This window comes from Mycobacterium sp. 20KCMC460 (assembly GCF_022179425.1).
Lineage (GTDB): Bacteria > Actinomycetota > Actinomycetes > Mycobacteriales > Mycobacteriaceae > Mycobacterium > Mycobacterium kiyosense.
Map to the genome: position 1 here is coordinate 5,621,449 of NZ_AP025524.1, position 13,578 is coordinate 5,635,026.

The following is a 13,578-nucleotide window of genomic DNA, read 5'->3' on the forward strand; positions in this document are numbered from 1 at the left end:
TCGGTCATGGCAATACGTGTCGCCCAACTGGGCACCGGCAACGTCGGCATCCACTCGCTGCGTGCGCTGATCACCAACCCGGAGTTCGAGCTCACCGGAGTGTGGGTGTCGTCGGACGCCAAGGCCGGAAAGGACGCGGCCGAGTTGGCCGGACTCGAGCAGGCCACGGGAGTCAAAGCGACCACCGATCTGGACGCCGTGCTTGCCACCGCGCCACAGTGTGCGGTCTACAACGCGATGGCCGACAACCGCCTTCCCGAAGCGCTGGAAGACTACCGGCGCGTGCTGGCGGCCGGGATCAACATGGTGGGCAGCGGTCCGGTGTTCCTGCAGTACCCGTGGCAGGTGCTGCCGCAAAACTTGATCGAACCGATCGAAGAGGCTGCGCGGCAAGGTAATTCGAGCCTGTACGTCAGTGGCATCGACCCGGGCTTCGCCAACGACCTACTGCCGATGGCGCTGGCCGGCACCTGTCAGAGCGTCGAGCAGGTGCGCTGCATGGAGATCGTCGACTACGCGACATATGACAGCGCCGTCGTCATGTTCGACGTGATGGGGTTCGGCAGGCCGATGGAGGACATCCCGATGCTGCTGCAGCCCGGGGTGCTCAGCCTGGCGTGGGGCTCGGTGGTCCGCCAACTCGCTGCGGGACTTGGCATTTCGCTCGACGAGGTGACCGAGAAGTACGTCCGGGTGCCCGCGCCCGAGGCCTTCGACATCGCATCGGGCCACATTGCGCAGGGCAGTGCCGCCGCGCTGCGGTTCGAGGTGCTCGGCATGCTCGACGGCCGCCCCGCCGTCGTGCTCGAGCACATCACCCGGCTGCGCGAAGACTTGTGCCCGGACTGGCCGCAACCCGCGCAGCCCGGTGGTTCGTACCGCGTGGAGATCACCGGTGAGCCGTCGTACGCCATGGACATCTGCCTGAGCAGTCGGCTCGGCGACCACAACCATGCCGGGCTCGTCGCGACGGCGATGCGCATCGTCAACGCCATACCCGCGGTGGTGGCCGCCCCGCCTGGGATCCGGACCACGCTCGAGTTGCCGTTGATTACCGGCCGCGGCCTGTACCTCCCCGCCGACTAAGCTCGGGCCGCCAACAAACCTGCGGCCGGTTTCGGATAACCTCACTTTTTTATTCGAACCCTCTGACCTCTAGGGCGGTGAGTTGGCGCAGGACGTCACGACCTCGGACAAAGCAAGCTGGTACCTGCTGGGACCGGCGTTCGTCGCCGCAATCGCCTACGTCGACCCCGGCAACGTCGCCGCCAACGTCAGCTCCGGCACCCAATTCGGCTACCTGCTGTTATGGGTCATCGTCGTGGCCAACGTGATGGCCGGGCTGGTTCAGTACCTCTCGGCCAAGCTCGGCCTGGTCACCGGCCGCTCGCTGCCCGAATCGATCGGCGACCGGATGGGTCGGCCCGCGCGGCTGGTCTACTGGGCACAGGCCGAGATCGTCGCGATGTCGACGGATGTGGCCGAGGTGATCGGCGGGGCCATCGCACTGCGCATCCTGTTCGGGTTGCCGCTGCCGCTGGGCGGGCTGATCACCGGCGTGATCTCGTTGCTGCTGCTGATGGTCAAGGACCGTCGCGGCCAGCGGTTGTTCGAGGTGGTCATCACCGGGCTGCTGCTGATCATCGCGCTGGGCTTCACCGCCAGCTTCTTCGTCGCCACACCGCCGGCCGGCGAAGTCGTGTCCGGCCTGCTGCCACGCTTCCACGGCACCGAGAGCGTGTTGCTGGCCGCCGCGATCCTGGGGGCCACCGTGATGCCCCACGCGGTCTACCTGCACTCCGGGTTGGCCCGCGACCGGCACGGCCAGCCCGCGCCCGGGCCGGACCGCCGTCGACTGTTGCGCATCACCCGGGTGGACGTCGGGATCGCCATGGTGATCGCCGGCGGAGTCAACGCGGCGATGCTGCTGGTCGCCGCCTTCAACATGCGCGGGCACGGTGACGTCGGGTCCATCGATGCCGCCTACGTCGCGGTCCGAGACACGCTAGGCCCGACGATCGCGGTGCTGTTCGCGGTCGGTTTGTTGACTTCGGGTTTGGCGTCGTCGTCGGTGGGCGCCTACGCCGGCGCGATGATCATGCAGGGGCTGCTGCACAAGTCGGTGCCGATGGCGCTCCGCCGCCTGGTCACCGTCTGCCCCGCGATAGCGCTGTTGGCGCTGGACGTGGACCCCACCCGGGCACTGGTGATCTCCCAGGTGGTGCTGTCGTTCGGGATACCGTTCGCGGTGCTGCCGCTGGTCAGGCTCACCGGAAACCGGGAACTGATGGGCGCCGACGCCAACCACCGGTTGACAACGGCCATTGGCTGGGTGGTCGCGGTGATGATTAGTGTGCTCAACGTGGCGCTCATCTATCTGACGGTGACGGGCTGAATGAAAAGGTGCTTCTAGCTGTGAAAATGCCCTTACTGGGTGTCGGCCAGGACAGCGCGCGGCACCCAAGCAAGCGGGTGGCCGTCGACCTCAAGGTGGTCAGCGAGGCAGGCAACGGTGGCGATCAGCAGTTCGGTAGTCATGCCGACATGCTGCACCAGTCCTGACCTGCGGTGAAGCACAACATTGTGCGCTATTACCAAGGGCGGCAATGGTTTACAAGACTTTCTTTGCGCCGCCGTGTCCGCTGCATGTGTCATCCTCGCTGGGATTCTCACTGAACGACCAGCAACCGTCGTTACACAACGCGGTGGCACCGTCCGGCTGTGTAGACACTCCGCAGATTGGCCGGTGTACGCAGTTGCCAGAAGCGGCCTTGTAGTAGCCCTTGGAGCACGATTGCGCGCTGGCTTGCGGCGGCGGGGCAAGCGCGGCCGTGCCGATGAACGCTGCGACGACAACTATCCGAAGAAACATGGCTACCCCTTCCCGGTGGTGATCCAACAGGGCGCAGCGTAGGCGGACACCGACCCGACTGGGAACAATTTCGGTGAAATGCCGCACCAAGAAGCCCGCAAGAGAGTCGGGCACTACGGGGGTGATGTACTTGATTGGTGCACCGCTCAGGAGACGCCACGGACGGGTCGGCTCACCTTAAGATAATGAGCCGCACAACGGACACCAGCAACCACGTTTTTGCAGGTCAAAGCACAATGGTGAGTAAGTGCTAACGCTGATCTATCTGACGGTGACGGGCTGAATGCGAGCGGGCCGACACCTCTACTTCGCATACGGATCGAATCTGTGCGTGCGCCAGATGGCGGCCCGCTGCCCCGACGCAGGCGACCCGCGCCCGGCGGTGCTCGGCGACCACTGCTGGCTGATCAACCAACGCGGCGTAGCCACCGTCGAGCCGCTGGCCGGTGGTGAGGTGCACGGCGTACTGTGGCGGCTCTCCGACGACGACCTAACCCGGTTGGACAGCGCCGAGGGCGTGCCGGTGCGCTACCGGCGCGATGAGCTGACCGTGCGACTGGGTAATGGTTCGACAGCGGCGGCGTGGGTGTACATCGACCCGCGGGTGAGCGCGGGGCCGCCCCGGCCGGGCTATCTGCAGCGCATCATCGACGGCGCAGTGCACCACGGGTTGCCGCAACGCTGGATCGACTTCTTGCACCGCTGGGATCCGGTGAGCTCCGCGCCGGCCGCGCGGTGTTTCTCCTAGTAGAGGGAGTTTATTGGTGGCCAAGGACTTTCGGTTCGGGTTGAGCCTGCGATTCTTCAAGTCCCGCGATGCTCTGGTGGACACCGCCAAGCGCGCCGAGGATTCGGGGTTCGACATACTCTGTGTGCCGGACCATCTCGGTGCGGCGGCACCGTTTCCGACGCTGACCGCAGCCGCCATGGTCACCACGACGCTGCGGCTGAGCATGTATGTGCTCAACGCCGCCTTCTACAAGCCGGCCCTACTGAGCCGAGACCTGGGTTGTCTGGACTTGATCAGCGACCAGCGTGTCGAGGTCGGGCTCGGAACTGGTTATGTCCGTGAGGAATTCGAGGCGGCCGAGCTGCCATACCCCAGCGCCGGAGCACGCGTCGACTACCTCGAGCACATGACGAAATGCCTCAGTGAGCATCACCCGAAGATGCCGATCCTGATCGCCGGCAACGGTGACCGGGTGCTGACCCTTGCTGCGCGTTATGCCGACATCGTCGGGTTGACCGGGGCCCGGGTGCGCGAGGCCGACGACCCGCTGACCGAACGCGTCGAGTTCGTCCGGGCCGCTGCCGGCGACCGCTTCGACTCGCTGGAGCTGAACCTCGCGGTGACGGCGATGCCACGTGCTGGGGAGACCGTGCCCGACTTGGCGATGACGCGGCGCTACTCGCCGGGGATGTCGGACGAGGAGCTGCTGGCGATGCACTCGGTGCTCACCGGGTCGCCGGGTGCGATCGCCGACACGCTGCGGGAATACCGGGACAAGTACGGCGTGACGTCGATTACCGTGCAGGACAACAACCTCCAGAATTTCGCGAAGGTGATCGACAAGCTGCGCTGATCGCGTTTGGGCTCCCGAACCCTGCATTCCCAGCGCCCTCGCTGCTTGGGTTGTCGGGCCTGAGCGCCGCGCGTGAAGCCTCGGCGTCCGGCGTGAACCCTGGGCGTCGGGCGTGAACCCTAGGCGTCCGGCGTGAAGCCTGGGCGGGAATTCGGCCAAAATGCCGCCCTACGCTCACACCCAAAACCCTTAGCTCACACCGAAAGCCGTAGATTCACACCCATCGCCAAGGATGCACAACCAAACGGGGTCAACCCGACCCCGCCCCTGCTCTATACCACACTTCGGCCCCGCTCCCGCTTCCCGCGTGAACCCTCGGCGTCGGGCGTGAACCCTAGGCGCCGGGCGTGAAGCCTGGGCGTCGGGCGTGAAGCCTCGGCGGGAATTCGGCCAAAATGCCGCCCTACGCTCACACCCAAAACCCTTAGCTCACACCGAAAGCCGTAGATTCACACCCATCGCCAAGGATGCACAACCAAATGGGGTCAACCCGACCCCGCCCTGCTCTGTACCACACTTCGGCCCCGCGCCCGCTTCCCGCGTGAACCCTGGGCGCCGGGCGTGAACCCTGGGCGCCGGGCGTGAAGCCTGGGCGCCGGGCGTGAACCCTGAACGTCGGGCGTGAACCCTGGGCGCCGGGCGTGAAGCCTGGGCGTCCCCCGTGAAGCCTAGGCGGGAATCCGGCCGAAATCCCGCCCTACGCTCACACCCAAAACCCTTAGCTCACACCGAAAGCCGTAGATTCACACCCATCGCCAAGGATGCACACACCAGCGCAGAAAATGGCTGCCACGACTACGACGCGGGATTCACTCGCGGTAGCAGGTATCGCGCGTGATTCAGGCTGGGGCTGGTCGTGGCGCAAAGTTGCCGTGGAACCCCTGCGGGATGTGGTGGGTGAGCTGAGCAGTGGCGACCGGTCCGCTGCTGGGATCACGCGCGTCCAGGATCACCAGTCGGGACACATGTTGCCGAGCTTGATATTCGACGGTGAGCAGCCAGCCTTCGTCCTCGGCGGACGCATCGGGACGAGGGACGAACACCGGTTCGCAGAAGCTGTTGCCGGCGCCCGCCGCGGTGTAGGTGTTCTCGGAGTGGTCGCTGAGGTCGACCTTGGTGATCGAGTCGTACAGCGACGACAAGTGCCGGCGGCTGGTGAAGTAGGCGTAACGGTGTGGCATACCCTCGCGGTCAGGATGATGACGTGGGAACTCACAGATGCTGTCGCTCAGCGTTTCTCGAAGCACGCGTCCAAATTTGGTGAGCCGGAATCGGGTCAGCTTCGAGGGTGATTCGCGCAGCGGCGTGGTCTGAAAACGTGCGATACTCCTGAGCAGCTGCGGGTTTTCGTAGGTGACTGCGTCGACAACGACTTCGTCGCCGTCGTCGTAGGCGTTGCTGAGGTGGAATTGCAGGACTGCCGGCGACTCAATGCGGCGGATCTCCCCGCCGTCGCGGGGCACGAGGATGAACGCAGTGCCCTTCTCGGGGCGGTAACGCAGCGCGTCGCCGATCGGCTTGCGGCCCAACGCAACCGACATAAGGTCCGGGATGATCGGCGATACCAGGAACACCAGGTAGCGCTCGGTGATGGCGAAGTCGTGCGTCATGGCCAGATAGGGCAGCCGCGCCGAACGCAAATATCGCAGGCTGCCCTTCGGGTCGGTGTGGTAGATGCGAAGGTGCGGACGCGGAATGAATTCGACACCGAAGTTGTACATGTCGCCGGTGCGAGGACATATGCTCGGATGCGCGGAATAGGCGCCCATCCTGGCCAACTCTCCGCCGAATCGGCGTGGCCCAACGGTTTCCAGCGTGTCAGGGTTGATCTCGTAGGGAGCCCCGCCCTCCCACAGCGCGTAGAGGCGGCCAGCGTGCTCGACGATGTTGGTATTGGCCAGGTTTGGCGGCGTCTTGCCGATGTTGGCCCGCCAGCCGCCCGGCGCCGCGGTGCCCAGATGGGTGACGCCGCCCTTGCCCTGGTAGTGCCGGGTACGTACGTAGCGGTTCCGATAGTGCACTGCACCATCGCGGATGGTGAACGCCGAGAGCATGCCGTCGCCGTCGAAGAGGTGGTGCAGCGGCCGGCCCGTGTGGTCCTGCCAGCGGCCGGGGCCGTTGCGGTAGAGCGTGCCGCACAGTTCGGCGGGGATGGCGCCGTCGACCTGGTCCACCGCGTAGTCGAATTCGCTGGGTTGGGGTTCGCTGACGCCGAGGCTGAGCAGGTCGTCGCCGGACAACGCCGAGAGCCGCGCGGTGGCCCTGGCTCGCTCCTCCAACGGCAGCGACGCCAGATACCGGCGTAGCGCCGGTAGTGCGGTCAGGTCGAGCGGGGTCGTGGTCTGCGTCGGTTGCGTCACCGCGCACCGTCCTCCGACTAGGAAACTGAGACGAATCGTAAAGTTAGTCTCAGTTGGCGGTGGAGTCAACAACCTGCGGTACAAATACCGGTGATGCCCTCAACTCGTTCCTGGGACGCGCTGGTACAGGCGACGTTGCTGTTGATCGCCGAAAGCGGCATCGACTCGCTGACCTTGAGCCAGGTCGCCGAACGGGCGGGGGTCTCCCGCGCCACGGCCTACCGCGAGTTCGGCGACAAAGACGGATTGATATCCGCGGTGGCGCAACACGAGATCCAGCAGATGGCCGTCGCGGTGATGACCCGCGCCGACGCACACGCCGACCCCGCGACGTTGGTGCCCACGACCGTCCTGGCCGCCTTGCGCTACCTGCGCAACCACGCCGCCTTCACCTATGTGCGCGACCACGAACCGCACTGGCTGCTACAGGCAGTGGTGCGAGTCGGCGAGGCGCGGATGAACGTCATACAAACCGTGTCCGCAACCGTCGCGCCGGCGATCGCCGCCACAAAGTATCCGTATCCGCTGCTGCCGCCACTGCAGGCAGCCGAAATCATCGTTCGCACAGTGCTTTCGCACACCTTGATCGAGCGCAGCGCGCTCACCGACGAGCAGGTCGCCGACGCGGTGACGCGCGCGATCACCATCGGCTGAGCCGTGCGGCGGTGAGCACGGCGCGGACCACCGGCGCACGCCCTGATGCCGCACTTTCGCCGCCCTCCGATTAGCATGAGGGATCCTCGCGGGTTCTCAGCACCTATTTCGGTAGGCCACTCGCCCCCGTAGCTCAGGGGATAGAGCACGGCTCTCCTAAAGCCGGTGTCGCAGGTTCGAATCCTGCCGGGGGCACGAGGTCTGAAATGCCTGCTCAGTGCCGATTTTTAGTCAGCGTCAGCCAGCACCTGAATCCAGCGTGTCGGTCAGCTGACCGAAGGATGACCGCGCCGGATGGCGCCGCGGTTTTCGGGTGGTTCCGGGCCCGCGGCGGTGACGGTGACTCAGTGCCGGGATTTTGGACTTGCGATTCGTCCCGCACCGGCCGCCCCATCTGGTTACTATCGCGCTGTCGTCGTTTCGGGCTCGCGACATCTCTCGACGTAACTGATTTGTTGGAGGTGCGGGTGTCCTACGTCAGCGTAGTGCCGGAAACGGTGGCGGCTGCGGCGTCGAACTTGGCGAATCTCGGTTCCACGATCAGCGCGGCCAACGCAGCGGCGGCAGCCCCGACCACCAGCGTGTTGGCTGCTGCCCAGGATGAGGTGTCCACGGCGATCGCCGCGCTGTTCGGCAGCCATGCACACCAATTCCAGGCGCTCAGTGCTAAAGCTGCGGCGTTTCACGACCAGTTCGTACAGGCCTTGACCGGCGGCGCCGCCTCCTATGTGAAAGCTGAGGCCGCCAACGTGCTGGGGTTGATGTCCGGCTCGCAGGCCGGAGCACTTGGAGCGGCAGCGGCCGCGGGCGGCCCGGCGGCTTTCGATGTCGGAAGTATCTTCAATTTTCTTGGCGAGATCGCGCCCGCAACGGAAAAGTTTCTTGACCAGTTAACACCAAAGTTAGAGGCGGACTTCAAAGCAGCGGAATTAGCGGCGCGAGATCTGCGTAGTAAGCAGCTGGTAGCCAAGGGTCTCAGAATCCTTGCCAAGGACGGAGCGATACTCTATACCGACGGTAAGGAAATCCTCGCAGTCGGGGGCCGCTATCCGTTTCTCTACAGTCCAGACTTCATCTATGCCAGAAAATTCATTACGGACGCCTGGGGAGTTACCCCGCAAACTTTGAATACTCTTTTGCAATCGGAAATACACGTCTTTGCGCGCAGCGAAGGGCTCGCCCAAAATTTCTTCCAGAAGGTCGGCAACCAGATCTATCAGATCGAGACCAACGCCCAAGGCACCGTCATCAACAAGTTCTTGACGACCGAAGCGATATTCAAGCGGTGGGTAGCCATGACCGCCAACGGCCCCCGGTTGAGGGTCTAGCCGTTCCATCCGTCCCGAGTTGGCTCATCTTAGTGTTCAAGTTGGACGCCGATTGGGTATTACCTCGGGTGAGGCCTGACAGTGTTTCGGCTGACGCTTGACAGTTGTGTCGCTTGATCTTTGACTCTCCGATCCGGCTCAGGAGTGGTTCCGGGCGATCTCCTTGAGTGCCGCCTTCTCCAGCTCCGCATCGGCCAACAGTCGCTTGAGCATTGCGTTCTCGCGCTCGCAGTCTTCGAGCCGCTTGGCGTCCTCGGCCCCCAGCCGGGACGGGACGCATAACCCGCCGAGCACGATGTCGCTGATTTGCGCGATCATGTCGTCTCCGCCGATCGGGCCTTCGGGATTCCACCACTTGGTGAGCCAGTTGCAAGCCCCGATCATGGTCATGGCGGCTACATGGGGGTGGACTGTGCTCCGGAAGGTGCCATCCGCAACTGCGGCCGCCATCACCCCCTCCACGAGGCGAATGTATTCGCGGTCTCGCTCGTGCCAGTCCTCGGCGAGGTTCGACATGGCGATCTCGTGCAGGTATACGGCGGCGAAGTCGTAGATGTCGATGATCACCCGGATATGAAGGGCGATGAGCGCACGAACCTTCTGTTCCGAAGTCTGGTCCGACTCGGCGATGACGCCCGACTCCCGCACGATGCGCTCGGTGGGAATCCGAATCACGGCGGTAAGCAGGTCCTCTTTGGTGCTGATGTAGTTGTAGAGGCTCCCCTTGAGCATGCCGAGATTGTCGGCGATCTCCTCTAGGGTCGCTTGGGCGAATCCACGCTGACGAAACACCTTGGCAGCGGATGCAACCACGTCGTCCCAGCGGTTCGGTCTCGCCATCGATTGTCTTCTCCCCGCGCCCTCGCGCCGTTGAATCAAACATTGGTTTGCTCTGCAGCATACCAAAACCGGCGGGTTGACACCGCAAAGTTGGACAAACTACGGTTTGGTTAAATTCACGCGACTCGATCCAGGAGGTAGAGCGTGGTCGAGGTCCACATCGTCGAGGCGCTACGCACACCGATGGGCCGCAAGCGCGGCAGCCTCAGCCAGGTGCACCCGGTCGATATCGGGGCCTACGTCCTGAGCGGCCTGATCGACCGGGCCGGGATCGACCCCGACCGGGTGGACGACGTCATCTTCGGCTGCGTCGGGCAGATCGGACCACAGTCGGCGAACCTGGCGCGCTACTGCTGGCTGGCCGCCGGGCTCCCCGAGCACGTGCCGGCAGTCACGATCGACCGCCAGTGCGGTTCTTCGCAGCAGGCGGTTCATTTCGCGGCCCAGGGCATCCTGGCGGGCAGTTACGAGATCGCCGTCGCGGGTGGCGTCGAATCTATGAACACGGTGCCGTTGAACTCCAATTTCGAGTGGGGACCGAAGCTTGGCATGGGTCTGCCCGCCGAGGCCAAGCAGTGGGTCAAGCGTTACGGTGACGAGCCCGTCCACCAGTTCACCGCGGGCGATCTGATCGCCCGCCACTGGAACCTGGACCGCGAATCCATGGACCGGTTTGCGGTCGAGAGCCATCACCGGGCGGCGGCCGCATGGGACCAGGGCCGCTTCGACAGCCAGATCCTGCCCATCGAGGGGTTCGAGCGGGACGAGACCATCCGGCCGGACACCTCGATGGAGGCGGTCGCGGGTCTCAAGCCCATCCGTGCGGGCAGTCGGCTCACCATCGGCACCGCCAGCCAGATCGCCGACGGCGGATCCGCTGTGCTGCTCGCGTCCGGGGACGCGGTCCGCAGGCTCGGACTGCGCTCGATGGGAATCATCCGCGGCATGACGGTTGTGGGCAGCGATCCGAAACTCATGCTGACCGGCCCGATCCCGGCCACCCGACAGCTGCTGGACAAGGCCGGTCTGACGGTAGCCGACATCGACTTGTTCGAAGTGAACGAGGCGTTCGCCGCCGTCGTGCTCGCGTGGGCTATCGAGACCGGCGCGGACCTGGACCGCACGAATGTCAACGGAGGTGCCATCGCTCTCGGACACGCGCTCGGCTCCACCGGAACACGTCTGTTGACGACCCTGCTCCATGAGCTCGACCGACGCGGCGGACGGTATGGAGTCGAGACGATCTGCGAGGGCGGGGGCCTGGCCAACGCGACGTTGATCGAGCGGGTGCCCTGACAAGACACGGCAAGCGATCGCAAATCTACGACGTGCTGGCCTTCGCGCTGCGCAGCTCACTGTTCAACGCCGGCACAAAGGCTGTGACCGATGTCTTGGTCTCGAACCGGTAGTCGTTGAGCGGGAAGGTCCTGCTTGCCCGCTTCGACTGCCGTCCCGAGGTGGGGCGGATGGCGGTGACGTCTCCATGTTGATCGAAGTAGTAGCTGTTGGCGGCGGCGCAGTTGTTGGTGAACCACAGTGACGTAGTCATCTTGCTTGCGACGACCCGGTGGTAACGCTCGGTCGCTTCCCGCGTCACCTCGACCGCCGTCGCGCCGCGCCGGCGTGCTTCCTGAATGACGCGGACGATGTGGCGACCGCCGTTTTCGACCATCACGTGGTAGGCACCCCCCGTCCCCCCGTACGGGCCGTAGATCATGAAATGGTTGGGCAGGCCGGGCATCGTGATCGACTCGTAGGCCTGGTAGCGCTCACGTTCGAAGTAGTCGGCAAGGTTGAAACCATTTCGCCCCACCACGGGTGACCGACGGTAAACCTCGGGTGAGAACGCCATGTGGAAACCCGTGGCCAGGACAATCGCGTCGACGGGGCGGTCCTTGCCGTCGACGGTGCGGATGCCCTCGGGCGTGATCTGTTCGATCGTGTCCGTCACCAGATCGACATTGTCGCGTTCGAACGCCGCGAGATAGGTGTTGCTGAAGCTCGGCCGTTTACAGGCGAAGCCGTAGTCCGGCGTCAATTGCCGGCGCAGCACGGGATCGCAGACTGATCGTTCGAGATGGTCACGCGCCGCGCGCTCGATGCGATGGGCGAACCACGGCGCCTTGGCATGGTGGACGGGCAGTTTGATGGTGAACAGCTCCGAGAGCGCGGTGACGATGCGGTTGCCGAGGCGCGTCGCCAGGGGCACCCGGGTGAACAGGTCCTTCATCCACGGCGGGATGTCTGGATCGAACTTCTTCAGCACCCAGATCGGAGTGCGCTGGTACACGTCCAGGTGGGCGACCTGAGAAGCGATGGCCGGCACGATCTGCAGCGCACTCGCACCTGTACCGACCACCGCGACCCGCTTGCCGGCGATGTCGTAGTTCTCATCCCATGTGGTCGAGTGCATGATTTTGCCGCGGAACTCGCCGATTCCGTCGATCTGGGCGGGCTTGGGCTCGGGGAATACTCCGATCGCACTCACCACGTACCGGGTGGTTATCTCCCGGGTCCCGTTGAGCACCACCCGCCAAACGTGCTCCTGCTCGTCCCAGGTCCGTGACGACACCGACGTGCGCAGTTCGATGTGCGGCTGCAGACCGTATCGATCGACCATGCCGCGCAGGTACGCCCTGACTTCCGCCCCGGGGGCGAACACCCGCGACCAGCCCGGGTTGGGATCGAAGCTGAACTGGTAGGCCATTGCCGGGATGTCGACGGCGACCCCCGGATATCGGTTTGCGTGCCAGACACCGCCAACTCCGTCAGCGCGGTCGACGATCTTGAAGTCGGTGATTCCTGCCTCGCGCAATGCGATACCGACGCCGATTCCCCCGATCCCGGCTCCGATGACAAGAACCTCGTGGTCGGGCGTCATTTCGCCACACAACTTTGCACGAACCGGCCGATAGCCTCAATGGCTTCCTGCGCCTCTGGGAGTTCGTGGGCAAAAAGTTGGTATACGTGCACCATCTCGTAGGCGACCTGCAGATCCACGCTGACCCCAGCGCCACGTGCCCGCTCGGCGACCCGGACGGCGTCGGCCAACAGAATGTCACTGGTGCCGACCTGAACGAGAAGCGGCGGCAGCCCCTTCAGGTCGCCGAACAGCGGCGAGGCGCGCACATCACGCGGATCAGCTCCGGCCAGGTAGCCCGCAACCATTTGCTCCGCCGACTCGCGCGAGCTGACCGGGTCGGCTTCGGCGAACAATTCGATCGTGTCACCGGAAAGGGTGAGATCGGCGAACGGGGACAGCAACACCGCGCAGGCTGGCAGCGGATCCCCGGCGTCACGCAGACCGACCAGCGCGGCCAGCGCCAACCCGCCGCCCGCGGAATCACCGGCTAACACAAGGTGATCCGGATCGGCGCCGTGGTTCAGGAGGGCGTGATACGCGGCGAGGACGTCGTCGTAGGCCGCGGGGAACGGTCGTTCTGGGGCCAGCGAGTAGTCCAGCAGCAGGACGCGCGCGCGGGCGGTTCGCGCGATCCTGGCCCCGAGATCGGCGTAGCCCGCCGAGGAACCCAACATGAATCCGCCCCCGTGCAGATACAGCAGTGTTGCCGGCCCGGGCTCGCCTACTTCGACCTGCCTGCCCGGGACCCCGCCGACGACCACATCCTTCACCACCGCGTCGGGTGCCGGCCCTGGCAGCATCCGGTCGAACCCCTCGCGCATCCCGGCCAGGTCGACACCGCCTCCGTGCCATGCCCCATAGGCGGCGGTGGCTATGGCATTCACCCGCTTTGACACCACCAGTCATCACTTCCTTCGTCCAGGGCGGTCGCCGCCACGCACCAGAATGAGCAAACCATAGTTTGTTCATTGAGGGCAAGAGGTCTCCAAGAAATGCCCGGTCCGAGGTTTGGTTTTGATCTGCTGGCTTAGCCTTTAGTTGACTTTATGTTTGTTTAAAAGCTAACGTGCCCTCAGGC

At 64.6% G+C, this 13,578-nt stretch carries 12 protein-coding genes, 1 tRNA gene and 1 pseudogene; 9 read left to right on the forward strand and 5 right to left on the reverse strand.

Annotated features, from left to right (window positions below):
- Nucleotides 1-6 precede the first annotated feature (6 nt).
- From MKCMC460_RS25790 to MKCMC460_RS25800, 3 genes are all read left to right on the forward strand, one after another.
- Nucleotides 7-1,086 carry a diacylglycerol kinase gene (locus MKCMC460_RS25790; RefSeq protein ID WP_236977891.1) on the forward strand — a complete coding sequence of 360 codons (1,080 nt, stop codon included), beginning with the start codon at nt 7-9 and terminating at the stop codon, nt 1,084-1,086.
- 82 nt (nt 1,087-1,168) lie between these two features.
- Nucleotides 1,169-2,395 (forward strand): Nramp family divalent metal transporter, encoded by a 1,227-nt coding sequence (locus MKCMC460_RS25795; RefSeq protein WP_236977893.1) that lies wholly within the window; start codon nt 1,169-1,171, stop codon nt 2,393-2,395.
- Nucleotides 2,396-2,415: 20 nt separating this feature from the next.
- Entirely contained in the window at nt 2,416-2,562 is a 147-nt protein-coding gene (locus tag MKCMC460_RS25800) for a hypothetical protein (protein WP_236977895.1), read from the forward strand.
- Between the two features lie 49 nt (nt 2,563-2,611).
- Here the strand turns inward: MKCMC460_RS25800 and MKCMC460_RS31585 are convergent, their stop codons facing one another.
- Nucleotides 2,612-2,872, reverse strand: coding sequence for a DUF3761 domain-containing protein (locus tag MKCMC460_RS31585; RefSeq protein ID WP_305071304.1), 261 nt, complete (start codon nt 2,870-2,872; stop codon nt 2,612-2,614).
- Nucleotides 2,873-3,155: 283 nt separating this feature from the next.
- Between MKCMC460_RS31585 and MKCMC460_RS25805 the strand changes: the two are divergent.
- Nucleotides 3,156-3,584: pseudogene (locus tag MKCMC460_RS25805) on the forward strand (gamma-glutamylcyclotransferase family protein); the annotation flags it as partial.
- A gap of 52 nt (nt 3,585-3,636) precedes the next feature.
- The gene (locus MKCMC460_RS25810) at nt 3,637-4,455 is read left to right on the forward strand and encodes an LLM class F420-dependent oxidoreductase (protein WP_236977897.1); all 819 of its coding nucleotides are present in this window, start codon (nt 3,637-3,639) and stop codon (nt 4,453-4,455) included.
- 839 nt (nt 4,456-5,294) lie between these two features.
- On the opposite strand, the gene MKCMC460_RS25815 is transcribed toward MKCMC460_RS25810, so the two are convergent.
- On the reverse strand, nt 5,295-6,815 hold the full coding sequence (locus MKCMC460_RS25815; RefSeq protein ID WP_238305031.1) for a carotenoid oxygenase family protein: 1,521 nt from the start codon (nt 6,813-6,815) through the stop codon (nt 5,295-5,297).
- Nucleotides 6,816-6,908: 93 nt separating this feature from the next.
- On the opposite strand from MKCMC460_RS25815, the gene MKCMC460_RS25820 reads away from it, so the two are divergent.
- The 3 genes from MKCMC460_RS25820 to MKCMC460_RS25830 all read left to right on the forward strand — a co-directional run bounded on the left by MKCMC460_RS25820 (nt 6,909) and on the right by MKCMC460_RS25830 (nt 8,797).
- Entirely contained in the window at nt 6,909-7,469 is a 561-nt protein-coding gene (locus MKCMC460_RS25820) for a TetR/AcrR family transcriptional regulator (protein WP_236977898.1), read from the forward strand.
- Nucleotides 7,470-7,591: 122 nt separating this feature from the next.
- Nucleotides 7,592-7,664, forward strand: a tRNA-Arg gene (locus MKCMC460_RS25825).
- 272 nt (nt 7,665-7,936) lie between these two features.
- Nucleotides 7,937-8,797, forward strand: coding sequence for a PE family protein (locus MKCMC460_RS25830; RefSeq protein WP_236977899.1), 861 nt, complete (start codon nt 7,937-7,939; stop codon nt 8,795-8,797).
- 138 nt (nt 8,798-8,935) lie between these two features.
- Here MKCMC460_RS25830 and MKCMC460_RS31455 read toward each other — a convergent pair whose 3' ends face one another.
- Nucleotides 8,936-9,637 carry a TetR/AcrR family transcriptional regulator gene (locus MKCMC460_RS31455; protein ID WP_370653028.1) on the reverse strand — a complete coding sequence of 234 codons (702 nt, stop codon included), beginning with the start codon at nt 9,635-9,637 and terminating at the stop codon, nt 8,936-8,938.
- Nucleotides 9,638-9,781: 144 nt separating this feature from the next.
- Between MKCMC460_RS31455 and MKCMC460_RS25845 the strand changes: the two genes are divergently transcribed.
- Nucleotides 9,782-10,933, forward strand: a complete 1,152-nt coding sequence (locus tag MKCMC460_RS25845; RefSeq protein ID WP_236977901.1) for an acetyl-CoA C-acyltransferase — start codon at nt 9,782-9,784, stop codon at nt 10,931-10,933.
- Nucleotides 10,934-10,958: 25 nt separating this feature from the next.
- On the opposite strand, the gene MKCMC460_RS25850 is transcribed toward MKCMC460_RS25845, so the two are convergent.
- Together MKCMC460_RS25850 and MKCMC460_RS25855 are read right to left on the reverse strand one after the other, a co-directional pair.
- Nucleotides 10,959-12,518, reverse strand: a complete 1,560-nt coding sequence (locus tag MKCMC460_RS25850) for an NAD(P)/FAD-dependent oxidoreductase (RefSeq protein ID WP_236977902.1) — start codon at nt 12,516-12,518, stop codon at nt 10,959-10,961.
- Entirely contained in the window at nt 12,515-13,384 is an 870-nt protein-coding gene (locus MKCMC460_RS25855; protein ID WP_236977903.1) for an alpha/beta hydrolase, read from the reverse strand. Before MKCMC460_RS25855 ends, MKCMC460_RS25850 begins: the two co-directional genes overlap by 4 nt.
- Nucleotides 13,385-13,578: the final 194 nt, after the last annotated feature.